A 17,551-nucleotide genomic window follows, 5' to 3' on the forward strand; every position below is an offset into this window, starting at 1 on the left:
CAACTGCGACAAATCAATCCAGCCTGCCGTTTACTTGCATCTTTGCTTGCTATTGCAGCAAATGAATTACAGAACCGACTTCAGCAGACGAGCCATTTCCGAAGGATTGCGTGTTGCCTTGATGCCGCATTCTTCCATGATCGCCAGCTTGGCTTCAGCAGTGTCAGCACCGCCGGAGATCAGCGCGCCGGCGTGGCCCATGCGCTTACCTGGAGGCGCAGTCACACCGGCGATAAAGCCGATGACTGGTTTCTTCATGTTTTCCTTGACCCAGTACGAAGCGTTGGCTTCGTCAGGACCGCCGATTTCACCGATCATGATGACGGCGTCGGTGTCTGGATCATCATTGAATGCCTTCATGATGTCGATGTGCTTCAGACCGTTGATCGGATCGCCGCCGATACCAACTGCGGACGATTGACCCAGACCCAGTGCGGTCAGTTGACCGACGGCTTCGTATGTCAGTGTGCCCGAACGCGAAACCACGCCGATACGGCCCTTTTTGTGGATGTGGCCTGGCATGATGCCGATCTTGATTTCGTCTGGTGTGATCAGACCTGGGCAGTTAGGACCCAGCAGCAATGTCTTGCTGCCTGCTTTTGCCATGCGGTTTTTCAACTCCAGCATGTCGCGGACAGGGATGCCTTCAGTAATACAGATCGCCAGATCCAGATCGGCTTCAACAGCTTCCCAGATTGCAGCGGCTGCGCCTGCCGGTGGAACGTAGATCACGGAAACGGTTGCGCCGGTTGCCTTCTTGGCTTCGGAAACATTCGCGAAAATTGGAATGCCTTCGAAATCTTCACCAGCCTTTTTCGGGTTCACGCCTGCAACGAATGCGTTCTTGCCGTTCGCGTAGTCGCGGCACATGCGTGTGTGAAATTGACCGGTTTTGCCGGTGATACCTTGGGTGATGACTTTGGTGTCTTTATTGATCAGAATCGACATAGCTATTCCTTGTCCTATTATTTACCGTTGGCTGCAGCAACAACTTTTTGCGCAGCTTCTTCCATGCTGTCTGCCGAAATGATTGGCAGGCCGGAGTCGGCCAACAGCTTCTTGCCGATTTCTTCGTTGGTGCCCTTCATGCGCACGACCAGTGGCACTTTCAGGGAAACAGCCTTGGACGCAGCGATCACGCCTTCGGCGATCACGTCACAGCGCATGATGCCGCCGAAAATGTTGACCAGGATGGCTTTCAGTTCTGGGTTCTTCAGCATGATCTTGAATGCTTCGGTAACCTTTTCTGTTGTTGCGCCACCGCCGACGTCCAGGAAGTTGGCAGGTTCGCCGCCAAACAGCTTGATGGTGTCCATGGTTGCCATTGCCAGACCAGCGCCGTTGACCAGGCAGCCGATGTTGCCGTCGAGGGAGATGTAAGCCAGATCGAACTTCGAAGCTTCGACTTCAGCTGGATCTTCTTCGTCCAGATCGCGGTAAGCGACGATTTCCGGATGACGGAACAGTGCGTTGGAGTCGAAGTTGAACTTCGCGTCCAGAGCGATGACCTTGCCGTCGCCGGTCAGGATCAGTGGATTGATTTCGGCCAGCGATGCATCGGTTTCCCAGTATGCCTTGTACAGACCTTGCAGTTGCTTACGTGCATCAACCACGGAAGCGGCTGGAACGCCGATCTTGGTTGCGATGCTGTCAGCATCAGCGTCAGTCAGACCGGTCGATGGATCGATAGCGATCTGATGAATCAGTTCTGGGTGGCTTTCTGCCACTTCTTCGATGTCCATGCCGCCTTCGCTGGATGCCATCAGGACCACACGTTGGCTAACGCGATCGGTAACCATCGAAACGTACAGTTCTTTCTTGATATCTGCGCCTTCTTCGATCAGCAGGCGACGCACCTTTTGGCCTTCCGGGCCGGTTTGGTGAGTGATCAGCTGCATGCCGAGGATCTGGTTGGCGTATTCCTTGACTTGCTCCAGGGACTTGGCAACTTTAACGCCGCCGCCCTTGCCGCGGCCACCCGCGTGGATTTGCGCCTTGACGACCCACACCGGACCGCCCAGCGTTTCAGCTGCCTTGACAGCATCTTCGACGGATTGGCACGGAATGCCGCGTGGAACGGTCACGCCGAATTGGCGGAGGATTTCTTTGCCCTGATACTCATGGATTTTCATGGGAGCTTCCCTTTAAGACACTATTAAATAAAACTTACTGGATTGAAATCCGGCTGGCGGCAAAACCGCGCGGCGCGAATGGAGGCAAGAATCCGCGATGGCGCGGCCCAACCGAACGGGGACACGCTATAGCCAAACGGCCTCGCGGATTGCTTAGTAGAAGGTACAGACAGTGCGTTGGGCATAGAGAATGCCATTTGATCAACATTAATCGTTGTCGCATTGCGTGTCGTCATCGCAAAGATTGCCATGACAGCCGCTAATGCGGCGCAGCAAAAACCCGGAGATTTTAGCACAGCTCGGCCCGGCTAGGCAGCAGGATCAGCCACTACCGAGTATTTTGCCGTGGTTAATACGAGATAAAAGCAGAGGAAGAATCGCCGGGCCTCTTCAGGTTCTCAGCATCGTAGGTTTTCTTGCGGAGGCTCCTGGCGTTCTTTCTGGTGCCACTGGATGCTACGCCCCCCCTTGCCGCGCTATCGCGCGATGCCCCATCGGCACAGGCCATTAATCGTCGTCATGAGGCGCATCACTCCACGCCGTTTTGACCGCAGCCTGAATCGCCCGATGAGAAAACCCTCGCTGCTGGAGAAATCGCATGCACTTGGCACGTGCTTCAGCACTTTCCGGCGCTTCCGCATATTTGCGGCTCAGCACTTCACGCGCACGCTGCGTCTCGCCTTGTGCAAGTTCAAGCTTGGCGTCACCCAGCGTTTCACCGCTGATGCCGTGACTTTTCAGTTCGGACAAAATGCGATTATTGCCATAGCGACCGGCACGCCGATGCATCAACGATTCGGAAAAACGTTCTTGAGAGAGGAATTTGGATTCTTGAAGCCAGTTGAGCAAGGCTTCGATATCGTCGTCATCTTGCGCGTAAGGGGTTAGCTTACGCGCAAGTTCCAGACGACTATGCTCACGTGAAGAGAGATATTTGAGCGCTCGCGCCTTCAGGCTGAGCTGCGGCCTGGGCATCGGTTACACCGTCGCGATCGTTGCGACCGATAAGACTCGAGCGGGGTACAACGACATCAGGATTCTTCGGCAGCTACGTTCTTTGCAGAACCTTTGCCAGCCGGCGCCGGTGCTGATGTTGCAGTAGCCGCAGCACCGCCAGCACCAGCGGCCAATTCAGGGACGCCCAAAGAAGCACGTACCTTGTTTTCGATTTCACGCGCCAGTTCAGGACGCTCTTTCAGGTAATTGCGAGCATTGTCCTTACCCTGACCGATGCGTTCGCCGTTGTAGCTATACCAGGCGCCCGACTTTTCAACGATCTTGGCGTCGGAACCCAGATCGAGGATTTCACCTTCGCGCGATGTGCCTTCTCCATAAAGAATGTCGAAGTGCGCTTCGCGGAACGGTGGCGCCACTTTGTTTTTGACGACTTTGACCTTGGTTTCGCTACCAATGACTTCGTCGCCGGACTTGATCGAACCTGTACGGCGAATATCCAGACGAACCGATGCGTAGAACTTCAGCGCATTACCGCCTGTGGTCGTTTCCGGGTTGCCGAACATGACGCCGATCTTCATACGAATCTGATTAATGAAGATAACGGTGGTGTTGGTGCGGTTGATGCTGCCGGTCAGCTTGCGCAATGCTTGCGACATCAGGCGTGCCTGCAGGCCTGGCAGGGAGTCACCCATGTCGCCTTCGATTTCAGCACGTGGCGTCAGGGCTGCAACCGAGTCAATCACAATCAGATCAACACCGCCGGAGCGTACCAGCGCATCCGTGATTTCCAGCGCCTGTTCGCCCGTATCAGGTTGCGAAATCAGGAGATCGGACAGATTGACGCCCAATCGTTGGGCATACGTGACATCCAGCGCATGCTCTGCATCGATAAAGGCACAAGTTCCGCCGATTTTTTGCATTTCAGCAATAGCTTGCAGCGTCAAGGTAGTTTTACCGGACGATTCGGGACCGTAGATTTCGATCACACGACCACGTGGCAGACCGCCGACGCCCAGTGCAATGTCAAGACCGAGGGAGCCGGTCGAGACGACCTGAATTTCCTCGACGACAGCGCCATCTTCCATGCGCATGACCGAGCCCTTACCAAACTGCTTCTCGATTTGCGCCAGAGCAGCGGCTAGCGCCTTGCCCTTTTCAGAATTGCTGGCGTTAGTGGCTTTTTTATCGTCCATTGGGTTTTCTTTCAACGAAAGTGGTTCGTAGTGTTCAGTGCTTTTGCTTAGACAGCACTGTATAAAAAAACAGTTGTTTGTGCAAGCTCTTTTTCTGTTGTCGCGGATTCGCACTAAAACAACGGGATCCTTTACAGCGGGATCTATTGCGTTGCAACGAAACGAGTCAGCTGCATCTTATGTCTGTTAGTATCGGCCCCCCAATTATAGCGGCCTTGTCGCTGCGGCCTTGCTGCCCTTTTATTCCAAAAAAACAATTAAAAAGGACAAAACGACCCACCGCAATGAGGAAAACGGCGCCAGCCTCTATAATTTGAATAAATTGCGTTAAATACCCGTTTTTATTGGGGTATTTCTCGTATCTGATATACATTTCTAGCTAGTAATATTACGTTTTTTCGTATCTCCCTTATGACCCTGGTTCCATTCAGCCGTATCAGCAGCCTGCGTTCACTCATCATTGATGACATGCCCACCATGCGCCAAAATATTCGCATGCACTTGGGACAACTTGGCATCACAAAAGTCGACCAGGCCGGCACGCCCGATGAAGCGATCCGCTTCGTGGAGGCGGCTGCCTACGACCTGATCGTTTGCGACTACAACCTGAACAAGGAAACCAACGGTCAGCAGCTGCTCGAATTTTTCCGCACTCAACACATGCTGCCGCCGACCACCATGTTCATCATGGTGACGGCGGAAAGCGGCTATAACCTGGTCGCCAGCGCGGCGGAGTTCCAGCCCGACGCCTACATGCTCAAGCCGCTGACAGCCTCCAAGCTGGCTGAGCGTATTGACCGCCTGCTGGAAAAGCAAAACGCCCTGCTGCCAATCAATGAAAAGCTCAAGCGCAAGGATCAGGCCGGCGCCATCATCGAATGCGACAACGTACTGAAGGTCGCGCCAAAGTGGATTGTTGATATCCTCAAGACCAAGGGCAGCTTGCTGATCGAGTTGCGCCGCATCGAAGAAGCGCGCGCGGTCTATGCGCAAGCGCTGGAAATGCGTGACGATCTGGTCTGGGCCAAGGTTGGCATGGCGCGCTGCAATATCGTTGCCGGCCAGTTGGACGACGCCAAGGTATTGGTGCAAGACGTGCTGGCACAAAACTCCCAATACATCGAAGCCTACGATCTGCTGGCGCAAATCGAAGAAGCCCAAGGCAATCAGAGCGAAGCGCTGGATGCTTTGTCGCGCTCGTCAGAAATCATTCCCTCCGCACGCCGCAGCCGCCTGGTCGGCGACGCCGCTTATCGCGTAGGCGATCTGGAACAGGCCAAGGAAGCCTTCGACAGAGTCCTCAAGCACACCAAGGGTTCGCTGACGGCCCAACCGAGCGATCTGCTGACGCTGGCGCAGGTACACGTCGACACCGGCGACGCGGACGCAGCGCTGCAGCTGTTGTCGAGTGCACCGAAACGTTATGCCGAGTCCAAAATGTTCACCTCCGCGCAATCGGCGGTCGCTGCGCAGGCTCACTACCAACTGGGGGATACGATTTCCGCGGAGAGAGCGTTTGAAGCTGCCATGAACAGTGCCGGTGGCGTGCCCTCCGAAATGGCGACGCTGGCCCTGGCGCGCGCGGCGTTCGCAATTGGCCGTGACGATGAAGGCGCCGAACTGATTTCCAAGGCCGTCAAATCCGATCATGAAAACAAAACACTGCAGGCGCTGGCCCGCAAGGTACTGATCGACAGCGGCCGCGAAAGCATGGCCGACGAGCTGGTCGACGGCGCCGTCAAACAGTGCATGACCATCATCTCGGAAGCCAATGCCCTCATGCGCAGCGCCAAGCCGGACGAGTCGCTGGCCAAGCTGGAAGAAGCGTTGCACAGCATGCCGGAAAACACCGGCGTTCTGATGGCAGCCGCCCAGCTGCATCTGCTGTGGATGAGCCAGCGCGGCATCAATCAGGAATACGTCAAGCGCGTCAACCGTTACCTCAACACACTCGATCGTCTGATACCGGGGAACGACCGTGTCAGCAAGATGCATAAATTCTTACGCGAAGCGGTAGCAAAAGCCGCTCAGAAAAGCTGAACATGGATCCGAAACTAGCAGCGATCATTGTCCACGACATCAAAAACTCACTCGGCGTTCTCGAAGGCCAGCTGCGCGCACTGGCTGACGGCTCCAGCGACGAACGCACCGGCCAGGCGCACACAACCTGCCTGACATTGCAGGACAAACTGATCGGCTTTCTCACGCTGTACAAGGCGTCATCACAGGGCCTGACAGCCCAGGTGGAGGCACTGTCGCCGCAAGATTTCCTGGAAGGATTGCTGCGTCATCTGACCATCAATCAGACCGGCCTGAATGTCGTCATCAATCAGGAAGGCATGCCGCTGGTTGCCTTCTTCGACGAAAATCTCGTCGGCCTGGCGCTCGAAGCTGCGCTCCAGAACGCTACACGTTTTGCGCGCACCCGGATTGAACTCGGCTGCCATAAAGACGGCAGCGGCGTGGTGTTCAGCGTGCGCGATGACGGTCCCGGCATCGGCACGCACGAAGCAAAACCATCCACCGGACTCGGCATGGATTTATGCAAAGCCATCGCCAGCGCGCATCACAAAGGCGACAAAAAAGGCGAAGCCCTGCTCGCCAATCATCCTGATGGCGGCGCCCAGTTCGAACTACGATTGCCATGACCCACGATCTGGTCGGCGCCAGCGTGTGCCGGCTCGATCTCCTGCTTCGTCCAATACCCCTGCAGTACATGCGCTGAGCAAATAAGCAAGCGCGAAAAAAATCGTTCTTTTCCTCAGACTTCATCCGTAGAGTCGGTCTCAACGTGTCCGCAGTTTTCTGCCAATTGAATTTCAGTTGTCCCTCAATTGCCAGCCGGATTCGATCAAAAAGGGAAAAAACAACATGGAACGCCGTCGCCTGCTCCAGGCCATCGCTCTGCTGAGCGCTACCGGCACTGCAAGCTTTGCATTGCCCGCATTTGCACAAAGCGCCAAAACCACGCCGCTGCGTATCGGCTATCAGAAATCCTCCACCCTGCTCACCATCATCAAGACTAACGGTACGCTGGAGAAATTGCTGGCGCCGCTCAACGTCAAAATCAGCTGGCATGAGTTTTCCAGCGGTCTGCCCTTGCTCGAAGCGCTCAATGTCGGCGGGGTGGATCTCAGTGCCGATGTGGCCGATACCGTGCCGGTATTTGCACAGGCTGCAGGCGCAAAATTGACCTATGTTGCGCAGGAAGCGCCTTCGCCATCGGCACAAGCCATCATCGTGCGTGCCGATTCGCCGATCAAAACAGTCGCCGATCTCAAGCGCAAGAAGATTGCCGTCACAAAAGCGGCAGGCGTTCATTACCTGCTGATTGCCACACTCGAAAAAGCGGGCCTGAAGTTCAGTGATATTGAGGTTGCGTATCTCACCCCGGCCGACGGCCGTGCTGCATTTGAACGTGGCAGCGTGGACGCCTGGGTCACCTGGGATCCCTTCCTTGCAGGTGTGCAGAAGCAGACACAAGTGCGCGTACTTTCCGATGGCCGCAACGTCGCTGATTATCAGCGTTATTACCTGGCATCGACGCCTTTTGCCGACGCACATCCTGACGTGCTGGCAATCGTATTCAATGAACTGAAGAAAACTGGATTATGGGTACGCCAAAATCCGAAGGAAGCGGCTACCTTCCTTGCCCCGCTCTGGGGTCTGGACGCGCCGACCATTGAATTGGCCAATAGCCGCCGCAGCTACGACGTACGGACGGTAGTGGTCAACGCGCTGGGCGAACAGCAACGTATCGCTGATACGTTTTTTGCTGCGGGCCTGCTGCCGAAGAAAGTCAATGCCACCGACGTGGCAATCTGGAAACCGGCCGCAGCAGCGACCTGATCCACACAAAAAAAATGGACTGGCTCGATGCAACAACAGCAGCACTGGCGATCATTGCCGTACCGCTGGCATTGCGTTTTCCTCTGCGCGGAAAAGAGCAAGACGACATTCCGCCGTGTGATTGCACCGTCAAAGAGACAAGGGTCGCAACAAAAACCGCGAATCAGTTCCAAACGATTCCTCAGGAAGAAGAGCCGTCGCAAGAACGGCAACCCGACAGGCTACCGCCCTCTCGTTTCGGTTCACGCTGACACACAAACGTCATGACAAGAATCGACAGCAATTGATTATCAGATCAATCCTGATCACCCACTATCCATTTCACATTCATTGTCGGCTACCAATAACCATCAGGCGAGGCTGGCACGCACGCTGATGTCGGCTTTCAGCACCTTTGACACCGGACAGCCTTTCTTCGCAGCATCGACCGCCTCGTCGAATTTGGCCTGATCCGGATTCTGCAATTTGGCTTTCACATCCAGCACGATCGCCGTGATGGAAAAACCATCCTCCACCTTCTCCAGCGTTAACGTTGCATTGGTGTCGATGCGTTCGACGCCAAGACCGGCCTTGCCCAGACGACTCGACAAGTCCATGGAAAAACAGCCTGCATGCGCTGCCGCAATCAACTCCTCGGGATTGGTGCCGACGCCGTTTTCAAAACGTGTTGAAAACGAATACTGGGTTGCATCCAGCGTCTTGCTCTCCGTAGTCAATGAACCCTTACCGTCTCTCAGACTGCCGTTCCAGACGGCGGAAGCTTGTCGTTGCATGGTGTTCTCCTTTTGCACAAAACACCATCATGCGGCCGTCGCCAACGATGCGGCATAGGACAAGCGCGCAACCGGACGTAAGAGTTGCGGAAGAAGGAAAAATAAGGGGAAATAAGAAAGCTAAACGAGCATAAAAAAAGCCGCTCCGAAGAGCGGCTTTTCAGCTTGATCGGAGCGATCCGACCAGCGATCAACACATTACGACAGTTGCTGAATACCAGCCAACACCCAGCCGCCGTTGCCGGAGACAGGTTTGGAGAGGTTCCAGATTTCGTTGAACTGCGTTGGCGACGAAGCTGGATCTTCCTTGATGAAACCAAAGAATTTCACGCTGGCCAGGTAGTCGTTGCCGACTGTTTCCACGCCCAGCATATCGGCATCCAGCGACACCACGTCGGTTTGGTTGGCCGACGCACCGCGTTCCTGCAATTGCAGCTTCAGTTCGCCGAACATTTCCGGCGTCGTGAATTCACGGATATCGTTGGCATCGCCCTTGTCCCAGGCAGCTTGCAGACGGATAAAGTAAGTCTTGGCATTGCGCACAAAACCAACCGTATCGAAGTCGGCAGGGATACCGTAAGACGACTGCTCCGCAGCCGCAGCACCCATGCCGACAGCAGTAGCACCGCTACCGAAAGAAGTGCCTTGCAGCGCCTTCGGTGGCTGTGCCGGTTCCAGCAAGGAACCGATCGCCGGTGTGGAATTGCCTTGGTCAGCACCAGGTGCCGAGCCCGACGCATACGCCGGACGCTCGTTGCTGTTGCCTTCCGATTTGCGGCGGAACATGCGGTAGATGAACATCGCAGCGAACGCCAGCAAAGCTACCATCAAGATGGTGCTGATCATGCTGGCCATGGCGCCGCCGAGACCGAAGTGCGACAACAATGCGCCCAGACCCAGGCCCAGCAGCGCACCGCCGAGGATACCCTTCCATGGGCTAGGCTTCGGCGCAGCGGCAGCCGGTGCTGCTGCAGGCGCAGCAGGCTTGGCAGGCGCGGCCTGGTTCTGCTGCATCGGGCTTTGTGCCTGACGGCTGGCGCCCGACGACTGCTTGCCGAACGAGCCGCCGCCGCCGAGACGCTTGGCCTCGACGCTGCTTACGCCAATTGATAGGGTCATCGCAGCCACTATCAGCGCGACAAATACTTTTTTCATGCTATCTCCTGAGATGGAATGTGATGCGAAGGCGGTCGCATCGGCCGTAAAGCAATAAAAACCGGTAGTAAAACAACCCGGGTCAAGGCATCGGATCAGATGCAGCAGGTGCGACGAACACGACGCAAACAATCACCAAACGAAATGAAGAAGACGCGTGCCGTCAGCTATCGCCGCACTGCGGACGAAGACCGGGAATTGCCGCGAACGGCAAGAAGGGAATCAGACCCGCGGCGGACGGCCGGCGGGAGGGAGGAAAGGAGGTTGACGTGCGTCGTCGCTACGCAGCGCCGGCGCCAATGTGGCCGAATCAACGATAAAAGCCAGTGTCGGATTGAGCACGGTTTCGTCGCCGACACCGGCGTGATTGGAAAAATCTTCACTATCCGCATACGACGTATCGTCGTCACGGTCGGCTTGGCTGGTTTGATCAATCTGATCGGACTGGCCAGCCAGAATTTGCTGATCGTCGGCAGCGGTCTGGCCAGCGCCGGCGACTTCTGTCAGCAAACGCTGCATTTCCAGCATTTGCTGTTGCTGCACCTGAAATTCCAGCGCGGCAGAGTCAATGCCGGTCTTGTACGTCAGCATCCCTGCAAATACTTGCATGGGCAGCAGACAGATCAACAAGAGGGCAAACAGACGCTTCATTGAGGTTTTCAGACTATTAACAGGAAAATTATACCAAGAGTCAGGTCAGATGCGGGCATTACGCTGACTTATCAAGGGCTTAGTCAAAAAAACCAAAGTAAATCGCCGAGGCTTGTTTTAGCGCAAAACCAGTACGATTATGCGTTGCAATGACCTTCGATTTAGTAGAATATGCAGAAAAAGTATTGCAGTATTCTTATAAAACACGAGACAACGCCGCATACTCCTGCGGATCTAACCATGCGTATCCTGCTTGCAGAAGATGACAGTGTTCTGGCCGATGGGTTGACGCGCTCGCTGCGTCATTCCGGTTATGCGGCGGATTGCGTCAAGAATGGTGTGGAAGCTGATTCCGCCTTGTCCACTCAAGATTTTGATTTGCTGATCCTGGATCTGGGCTTGCCCAAAATGTCCGGGCTGGAAGTATTGCGCCGCCTGCGCGCGCGCAACTCCCGGCTGCCGGTGCTGATCCTCACCGCGGCCGACTCGGTCGAGCAACGCGTACAAGGCCTCGATCTGGGCGCCGATGATTACATGGCCAAGCCGTTTGCCTTGTCCGAGCTGGAAGCGCGCGTGCGCGCCCTGACCCGGCGTGGCGCCGGCGGCGGACCAACGGTGATCAAACATGGTTCGCTCAGTTACGACCAGGTCGGCCGCATCGCCTACATCGGCGAACAAATGCTCGATCTTTCTGCACGCGAACTGGGCCTGCTCGAAGTATTATTGCAGCGTACCGGGCGGCTGGTTTCCAAAGAACAGCTGGTGGATCATCTATGCGAATGGGGCGAGGAAGTCAGCAATAATGCGATCGAAGTCTATGTCCACCGTCTGCGCAAGAAAATCGAAGTCGGCGGCATCCGCATTGCGACGGTGCGCGGACTGGGCTATTGCCTCGAAAAACTACCCGACTCGATCGCCAGCACCAGCACCGGCACCGGCGTTGCCGCCAACGTCTGAGACTCTTTTTTACTTTTCTCCATTGAACGTCCTTTGCACGGCTTGTGCCGGCACGCCTGCAGGTGAAATGCATGCCTGACGTACGCGACGCCGCCGCCGGCGCGACTTCGCCACCACCTGCCTCCGCCAAAGGCAAGCGCCGTGCCGCCATCGCCACGCAACCGGAAGAACGCATTCAACGCTCACTGTTCGGTGAAATTCTCGACTGGATGCTGGCGCCACTGTTGCTGTTGTGGCCGATGAGTATCGCCATCACTTACCTGATCGCCCAATCCATCGCCAACCAGCCGTTCGACCGTGCCCTCGAAGACAGCGTCACGGTACTCGCGCAACAGGTCTCTGAAGTCAACGGCAAGACCGTCGCACGTTTGCCGGTATCGGCGCGCGATCTGCTGCGTGCCGACGACATCGACAACATCTACTTCCAGATCACCAGCCCGCGCGGCGAGTTCGTCGAGGGGGATCGCGACATGCCGCTGCCGCCGACCGATGACGACAAGCTGAGTATCGGCACGGTGATGTTTCGCAACGACATCCTGCATGGCAACGACGTCCGCATCGCTTATACGCAGGTCGACCTGCGCCGCACGTCCGAGCAACGCGCAGCCTCGTCAAAAGAGCCGCGCCTGGCGACAGTGCAAGTCGGGGAGACGCTGGAAAAGCGTGCGCAGCTCGCCAACGAAATCATCAAGGGTGTGATCCTGCCGCAATTCGTCATCCTGCCGGTGGCGCTGGCGCTGGTATGGTTTGCGCTGTCGCGCGGTCTGTCTCCGCTGTCCGAATTGCAGCAGCGTATCCGTGCACGGCGCCCTGACGATCTCAGCCCCATCGACTCCGGCCAGGTGCCGGAAGAAATCTCGCCGCTGGTGCGTTCACTCAACGACATGTTGGCGCGGCTGTCGCAAACCATCGCGCTGCAAAAACGTTTCATCGCCGATGCCGCACATCAGATGAAGACACCGCTGGCCGGCATGCGCATGCAATCCGAACTTGCGCTGCGCCAGACGGATCAGGCCGATGTCCACCGTTCGCTGGAACAACTCGCCAAAAGCTCTGAGTCCGCGACGCGGCTGGTCAATCAGTTGCTGTCGCTGGCGCGCGCCGAAAATCAAACGCCCGAGACGTCGCCCTTCCAGCCGCTGGAATTGTCCGAACTGGCACGCACGGTGGTGCAGGATTGGGTACCGATGTCGTTCACGCAACGCATCGATCTGGGTTTTGAGCAGCCCGGCCATCCGATCATGATTTCCGGCAATCCGATCATGCTGCGCGAACTGCTCAACAACCTGCTCGACAATGCGCTGCACTACACGCCTGCGTTAGGCAGCGTGACGGTACGCGCGCGCGACGACGACGAAAGCGGTCTGGCCTTCCTCGAAGTGGAAGACACCGGCCCTGGCATCGCACCGGCTGAGCGCAAGCACGTATTCGAACGCTTCTATCGCATCCTAGGTACGCACGCAGCAGGCAGCGGACTGGGACTGGCGATCGTGCGTGAGATTGCGCTGCAGCACGATGCCACGGTAGAGATTCACAACAATCCGCGCAGCCAGGATCCGAAGGCGCCGGGCTGTCTGTTCCGCGTGGTCTTGCGCATGACCCCGCGCCAGGCTTTCATTGACGACATCGGCTGACATGACTGAGAAGATCCCCTCCTCACCGCCCTCGGCGCCGGTCGCTTCTGCAGCGCCCATGACGCCGGCCGCCTATTGGGACAAGACACGCCGACTGACGCTGGCCCTGCTGGGTCTGTGGTTTGTGGTGACTTTCGTTGCCGTGTTTTTTGCACGTCAGCTGAACCGGGTCAATCTGTTCGGCTGGCCGCTGTCGTTTTATATGGCGGCGCAAGGCATCATGCTGGTCTATCTCGCCATCGTCGTGGTGTACACCATCCGGATGCGCCGCGCCGAGCGCCAGTTGCACCTTCACAGCGAGCAGATGCATGGAGACTAACAAACAGTTTTTCCGCCGCCTGAGCAAGTATTACGCGTGGTACACGGTCGGCTTCATCCTCTTCCTGCTGGTGCTGGCGGTGCTGGAACACGAAGGCATGCCGCGCGCATGGATCGGGTATCTGTTCATGTTTGTCACGATTGCCTTGTATGCGGGCATCGGTGTTGTCTGCCGCACTTCCGATGTGCCCGAGTACTATGTCGCCGGCCGACGCGTGCCGGCGCTTTTCAACGGTATGGCGACAGCGGCGGACTGGATCTCGGCAGCGACCTTCATTAGTCTTGCCGGCGGACTGTATCTGCAAGGCTTCGACGGACTGGCTTACATCATGGGCTGGACCGGCGGCTACTGCCTGGTGGCACTGCTGATCGCACCTTATCTGCGCAAGTTCGGCCAGTACACGATCGCCGACTTCCTTGCGGAACGTTATGCCGGCCGGTACAGCGGCAACTTCGTGCGCATCCTGGCAGTGATTGCGACCATCATCATTTCCTTCACCTATGTGGTGGCGCAGATCTACGGCGTCGGATTGATCACCTCGCGTTTCACCGGCATCGATTTTTCGATCGGCATTTTTCTGGGACTGGCGAGCATTCTGGTGTGCTCCTTCCTTGGCGGCATGCGTGCGATCACCTGGACCCAGGTAGCGCAATACATCATCATCCTGTTCGCCTATCTGATCCCGGTCATCTGGCTGTCGGCCAAACACACCAGCGTACCTGTACCGCAAGTGGCCTATGGCTCCGTGCTGCCCAAGCTGAACGCAGCCGAGAAACGCATCGCCGACGATCCGAAAGAAAAGGAAGTAAGCGCGATCTTCCAGGCACGCGCAGACGACTTCGACAAAAAACTCAAGAACCTGCCGCGCTCGTGGGAAGAAGGCCGCATTGATGCGCAACATCACATCGAAGAAGTCAAACGCAACAGCCATGCATCGTTGGCAGACATAAAAAGCGCAAGCCGGGCATTGACTGCGTATCCCAAAACCGTAGACGAAGCCGAACGTAAATGGAACGACGCCAAAGCGTACAACCTCGCACGCGCTCAGCCGCCGGTGTCGCAGACCGAACCCTTCCCCGGAAAGGATGAAGAAGCCTCCGAAATCAAGCGCAATAATTTTCTCGCGCTGGTGTTCTGCCTGATGCTCGGCACGGCCGCACTACCGCACATCCTGATGCGGTACTACACGACGCCGACAGTCCACGAGGCACGCAAGTCGGTATTCTGGACACTCTTCTTCATCATGCTGATTTACATCACGGTGCCGGCGCTGGCGATCCTGGTGAAGTACGACATTTACACCTCACTGGTCGGCAGCAATTATGCCCACCTGCCTGACTGGGTGTACTACTGGGCGAACATCGACAAGGTCAATCCGCTGGTCAGCATCAACGACCTCAATCACGACAACATCGTACAGCTTGGCGAGATTGCCCTCGACGGCGACATCATCGTGCTGGCCACGCCGGAAATTGCCGGCTTGCCGTATTTCATCTCGGGGCTGGTGGCTGCCGGTGGTCTGGCCGCAGCCTTGTCGACTGCCGATGGATTACTGCTGACGATTTCCAATGCGCTGTCACATGACGTGTACTACAAGGTGGTTGATCCGGCGGCGTCGTCGCAAAAGCGCGTCACGATTTCCAAATTGCTGTTGTTGGTGGTGGCCTTGCTGGCGGCGTATGCCGCATCGCTGAAACCGGGAGACATTCTGTCGATGGTTGGCGTGGCGTTTTCGCTTGCAGCGTCGACGTTGTTCCCGGCACTGGTGGCCGGCATATTCTGGAAGCGCGCCAATCAGGCCGGAGCCATTGCAGGCATCATCAGCGGCTTTGTGATGTGCGTGTATTACATGCTGCATACCCATCCAGCCTTTGGCGGGCATGCCGCAAATCAGTGGTTCCACATCGCACCGATCTCGGCCGGCATTTTCGGCGTGCCGGTCGGCATCACAGCACTGATCATCGTGAGCTTGCTGACGCCCCCCCCGGATGAACGAACGATGGCGCTGATTGATCACATCCGCGCGCCGTAAAGTCGCCCTCCTTTTTATGCGTACTCGGTATATTGAATATTCGATCGAAAACACCCGCAGAAACACCCGCCATATCTCAGTATTGACGCCAGGAAAGTATCGATAGAATTGCTCTTCATTAAGTACGCCATCGACACGCCACGCGCGTAACCGCAGAGCAGTACAGCACACGCTCCCCTCGAAATATGTTTGCACGCACCTGCGTGCAATGTTTCCTATTGACGTCAATAGACGAAAGGGCGTGACATGAAATTTTCCACTACGACGGTCGCTGTGCGACTTGGCCTGGCTTTCTCCCTGATTCTTATTTTGCTCTCTGCGATCCTTGCAACAGGCATCGTCGGCATGCGTGAAATGCACCAAAAAATCAGCCTTATCACCGACGTCAACAACACAGAGATTCGCGAGCTCTCGACCATGCGCGCCGCGCTTTACGAACAATCGCTTTCGCTGCGCAACATGGCGCTGGCGAAGAGTCCCGACGTTCTGCAACAGCAAGGTTTGTTGCTTGAAAAACATACGCAAAGCTATCTTGCAGCTGAATCTCGTCTGAGCAAAATGTTTGAGACCCAGAAAGAGACGATGCCTGAGGAGAAATCCGCCATTGTCCTGATCAGAGTCAAAACAGAAAAGGCCATGCCGATCCTGACACAACTTATCAACGGCGCGGCACATAACGACAGCGCCGTCGTCGGTAATTTGCTGAACGGTATCCTGCCAGCTCTGCAGGCGGAGCGACGTCAGCTGCTGGAACAACTGGTGGCGCTCGAAGACCGCCTCAGCAGCGAAGCTAACCACGATGCGGAAAAGGTTTATCAACTTGCTTATGCCAGCATGCTGCTTGCAGGCGCTGCGTCGCTCCTCGTAGGTATTGTTGCGGCAGTGATGGTCACACGCAGCGTGCTGCGCCAACTCGGCGGCGAGCCTGCCTATGCAACAACGGTCGCGCAAAGAATCGCATCCGGCGACCTGACGACAACGGTAGAGCCGGACGACGAAAATATTGCCAGCTTGCTCACGGCAATGAAAACGATGAACGCCAGCCTGCTTGCCATCGTGCGCAGGGTTCGTCTCGGCGCCCAGAATATTGCCACCGCCACGACCGAAATTGCCTCCGGCAACCTCGACTTATCCGCACGCACGGAGGAACAGGCTGGCGCTCTGGAACAGACGGCATCAGCCATGGAGCAGCTGACGGCGACAGTGCAGCAAAACGCCGACAACGCACGCCGGGCCAATGAGCTCGCGACGATGGCCGCAGCGACCGCAACACAAAGCAGTAACGCGGTCGCTGAGGTTGTCAAAACCATGGGCGTCATCAGCAATTCTTCAACACAGATCATCGACATTATTGCCGTGATTGATGGCATTGCTTTCCAGACCAATCTGCTGGCGTTGAATGCTGCCGTGGAGGCCGCCCGCGCCGGCGAGCAAGGCCGCGGTTTTGCCGTCGTTGCTACAGAGGTACAGGAACTGGCTCGGCGCAGCGCTACTGCCGCAAGAGAAATCAAGAGCCTGATCCAGAACTCGGCGGCCGACATCGAAGTGGGCAACCATCTTGTCGCTGATGCAGGACGAGCAATGCAGGACGTGGTGACGAGCATCGGGAACGTGACTGAGGTAGTCAACGAGATTGCGGCGGCCAGTCGGGAACAAAGCACCGGCTTGCAGGAAATCAGTCATGCCATTGTGCAAATGGACGAAGTGACCCAGCAAAACGCCGCCCTGGTGGAACAAGCGGCAGCCGCAGCGCAATCCCTCCAGGATCAGGCGCAAGATCTGAGAAAAGCAGTCGATATTTTTATTGTCGACGACATCGAAGAAAGACATCATCGCGCAATCGACGTCACGCCGGAACGGCGAGCGCATCTGTCGCTCGTCGAAGTCGCTTGATGTAAA

General features: G+C 56.5%; 16 protein-coding genes. 9 read left to right on the plus strand and 7 right to left on the minus strand.

Annotated features, from left to right (window positions below; all coding sequences use genetic code 11):
* Positions 1-66: 66 nt before the first annotated feature.
* From sucD to recA, 4 genes are all read right to left on the minus strand, one after another.
* Positions 67-948: a succinate--CoA ligase subunit alpha gene (sucD, locus tag hmeg3_RS20145; RefSeq protein WP_050477405.1), complete on the minus strand. Its 882-nt coding sequence runs from the start codon at positions 946-948 to the stop codon at positions 67-69.
* Positions 949-965: 17 nt separating this feature from the next.
* Complete coding sequence (sucC, locus tag hmeg3_RS20150) at positions 966-2,132, minus strand: ADP-forming succinate--CoA ligase subunit beta (protein ID WP_094565317.1); 1,167 nt, start codon at positions 2,130-2,132, stop codon at positions 966-968.
* Between the two features lie 507 nt (positions 2,133-2,639).
* Complete coding sequence (recX, locus tag hmeg3_RS20155; RefSeq protein WP_094565318.1) at positions 2,640-3,107, minus strand: recombination regulator RecX; 468 nt, start codon at positions 3,105-3,107, stop codon at positions 2,640-2,642.
* A 56-nt stretch (positions 3,108-3,163) separates the two neighbouring features.
* Complete coding sequence (gene recA / locus hmeg3_RS20160; protein ID WP_094565319.1) at positions 3,164-4,282, minus strand: recombinase RecA; 1,119 nt, start codon at positions 4,280-4,282, stop codon at positions 3,164-3,166.
* Between the two features lie 411 nt (positions 4,283-4,693).
* Here recA and hmeg3_RS20170 point away from each other — a divergent pair, with 411 nt between their 5' ends.
* From hmeg3_RS20170 to hmeg3_RS20185, 4 genes are all read left to right on the plus strand, one after another.
* On the plus strand, positions 4,694-6,322 hold the full coding sequence (locus hmeg3_RS20170) for a tetratricopeptide repeat-containing response regulator (RefSeq protein WP_094565321.1): 1,629 nt from the start codon (positions 4,694-4,696) through the stop codon (positions 6,320-6,322).
* 2 nt (positions 6,323-6,324) lie between these two features.
* On the plus strand, positions 6,325-6,930 hold the full coding sequence (locus tag hmeg3_RS20175; RefSeq protein ID WP_094565322.1) for a sensor histidine kinase KdpD: 606 nt from the start codon (positions 6,325-6,327) through the stop codon (positions 6,928-6,930).
* 223 nt (positions 6,931-7,153) lie between these two features.
* A complete protein-coding gene (locus hmeg3_RS20180) occupies positions 7,154-8,131 on the plus strand; it encodes an aliphatic sulfonate ABC transporter substrate-binding protein (RefSeq protein WP_094565323.1) in 978 nt (325 codons plus the stop codon).
* Positions 8,132-8,145: 14 nt separating this feature from the next.
* Positions 8,146-8,382 carry a hypothetical protein gene (locus hmeg3_RS20185; RefSeq protein WP_094565324.1) on the plus strand — a complete coding sequence of 79 codons (237 nt, stop codon included), beginning with the start codon at positions 8,146-8,148 and terminating at the stop codon, positions 8,380-8,382.
* 99 nt (positions 8,383-8,481) lie between these two features.
* Here hmeg3_RS20185 and hmeg3_RS20190 read toward each other — a convergent pair whose 3' ends face one another.
* From hmeg3_RS20190 to hmeg3_RS20200, 3 genes are all read right to left on the minus strand, one after another.
* On the minus strand, positions 8,482-8,904 hold the full coding sequence (locus hmeg3_RS20190) for an OsmC family protein (protein WP_094565325.1): 423 nt from the start codon (positions 8,902-8,904) through the stop codon (positions 8,482-8,484).
* A 198-nt stretch (positions 8,905-9,102) separates the two neighbouring features.
* Complete coding sequence (locus hmeg3_RS20195; protein WP_094565326.1) at positions 9,103-10,059, minus strand: Tim44 domain-containing protein; 957 nt, start codon at positions 10,057-10,059, stop codon at positions 9,103-9,105.
* Positions 10,060-10,281: 222 nt separating this feature from the next.
* Complete coding sequence (locus tag hmeg3_RS20200; protein WP_094565327.1) at positions 10,282-10,710, minus strand: hypothetical protein; 429 nt, start codon at positions 10,708-10,710, stop codon at positions 10,282-10,284.
* Positions 10,711-10,950: 240 nt separating this feature from the next.
* On the opposite strand from hmeg3_RS20200, the gene hmeg3_RS20205 reads away from it, so the two are divergent.
* The 5 genes from hmeg3_RS20205 to hmeg3_RS20225 all read left to right on the plus strand — a co-directional run bounded on the left by hmeg3_RS20205 (position 10,951) and on the right by hmeg3_RS20225 (position 17,545).
* Complete coding sequence (locus hmeg3_RS20205) at positions 10,951-11,667, plus strand: response regulator transcription factor (protein ID WP_094565328.1); 717 nt, start codon at positions 10,951-10,953, stop codon at positions 11,665-11,667.
* A 71-nt stretch (positions 11,668-11,738) separates the two neighbouring features.
* Positions 11,739-13,301, plus strand: a complete 1,563-nt coding sequence (locus tag hmeg3_RS20210) for a sensor histidine kinase (RefSeq protein ID WP_094566474.1) — start codon at positions 11,739-11,741, stop codon at positions 13,299-13,301.
* 1 nt (position 13,302) lies between these two features.
* Positions 13,303-13,620, plus strand: coding sequence for a DUF4212 domain-containing protein (locus tag hmeg3_RS20215; RefSeq protein WP_094565329.1), 318 nt, complete (start codon positions 13,303-13,305; stop codon positions 13,618-13,620).
* Positions 13,610-15,652, plus strand: coding sequence for a sodium:solute symporter family protein (locus hmeg3_RS20220; protein WP_094565330.1), 2,043 nt, complete (start codon positions 13,610-13,612; stop codon positions 15,650-15,652). The genes hmeg3_RS20215 and hmeg3_RS20220 overlap by 11 nt, the downstream gene beginning before the upstream one ends.
* A gap of 246 nt (positions 15,653-15,898) precedes the next feature.
* Positions 15,899-17,545, plus strand: coding sequence for a methyl-accepting chemotaxis protein (locus hmeg3_RS20225; RefSeq protein ID WP_094565331.1), 1,647 nt, complete (start codon positions 15,899-15,901; stop codon positions 17,543-17,545).
* The last annotated feature ends 6 nt before the right edge of the window (positions 17,546-17,551 follow it).

The sequence above is a fragment of the Herbaspirillum sp. meg3 genome (assembly GCF_002257565.1).
In the GTDB taxonomy this organism is placed as follows: domain Bacteria; phylum Pseudomonadota; class Gammaproteobacteria; order Burkholderiales; family Burkholderiaceae_D; genus Herbaspirillum.

Bases quoted from the DNA above. Each gene is read 5' to 3' on its own strand.
- hmeg3_RS20195 (WP_094565326.1), bottom strand. From the start codon at position 10,059: ATGAAAAAAGTATTTGTCGCGCTGATAGTGGCTGCGATGACCCTATCA.
- hmeg3_RS20215 (WP_094565329.1), top strand. From the start codon at position 13,303: ATGACTGAGAAGATCCCCTCCTCACCGCCCTCGGCGCCGGTCGCTTCT.
- sucD (WP_050477405.1), bottom strand. From the start codon at position 948: ATGTCGATTCTGATCAATAAAGACACCAAAGTCATCACCCAAGGTATC.
- hmeg3_RS20225 (WP_094565331.1), top strand. From the start codon at position 15,899: ATGAAATTTTCCACTACGACGGTCGCTGTGCGACTTGGCCTGGCTTTC.
- hmeg3_RS20210 (WP_094566474.1), top strand. From the start codon at position 11,739: ATGCCTGACGTACGCGACGCCGCCGCCGGCGCGACTTCGCCACCACCT.
- recX (WP_094565318.1), bottom strand. From the start codon at position 3,107: ATGCCCAGGCCGCAGCTCAGCCTGAAGGCGCGAGCGCTCAAATATCTC.
- hmeg3_RS20220 (WP_094565330.1), top strand. From the start codon at position 13,610: ATGGAGACTAACAAACAGTTTTTCCGCCGCCTGAGCAAGTATTACGCG.
- hmeg3_RS20190 (WP_094565325.1), bottom strand. From the start codon at position 8,904: ATGCAACGACAAGCTTCCGCCGTCTGGAACGGCAGTCTGAGAGACGGT.
- hmeg3_RS20175 (WP_094565322.1), top strand. From the start codon at position 6,325: ATGGATCCGAAACTAGCAGCGATCATTGTCCACGACATCAAAAACTCA.
- sucC (WP_094565317.1), bottom strand. From the start codon at position 2,132: ATGAAAATCCATGAGTATCAGGGCAAAGAAATCCTCCGCCAATTCGGC.
- hmeg3_RS20180 (WP_094565323.1), top strand. From the start codon at position 7,154: ATGGAACGCCGTCGCCTGCTCCAGGCCATCGCTCTGCTGAGCGCTACC.
- hmeg3_RS20200 (WP_094565327.1), bottom strand. From the start codon at position 10,710: ATGAAGCGTCTGTTTGCCCTCTTGTTGATCTGTCTGCTGCCCATGCAA.
- hmeg3_RS20170 (WP_094565321.1), top strand. From the start codon at position 4,694: ATGACCCTGGTTCCATTCAGCCGTATCAGCAGCCTGCGTTCACTCATC.
- hmeg3_RS20185 (WP_094565324.1), top strand. From the start codon at position 8,146: ATGGACTGGCTCGATGCAACAACAGCAGCACTGGCGATCATTGCCGTA.
- recA (WP_094565319.1), bottom strand. From the start codon at position 4,282: ATGGACGATAAAAAAGCCACTAACGCCAGCAATTCTGAAAAGGGCAAG.
- hmeg3_RS20205 (WP_094565328.1), top strand. From the start codon at position 10,951: ATGCGTATCCTGCTTGCAGAAGATGACAGTGTTCTGGCCGATGGGTTG.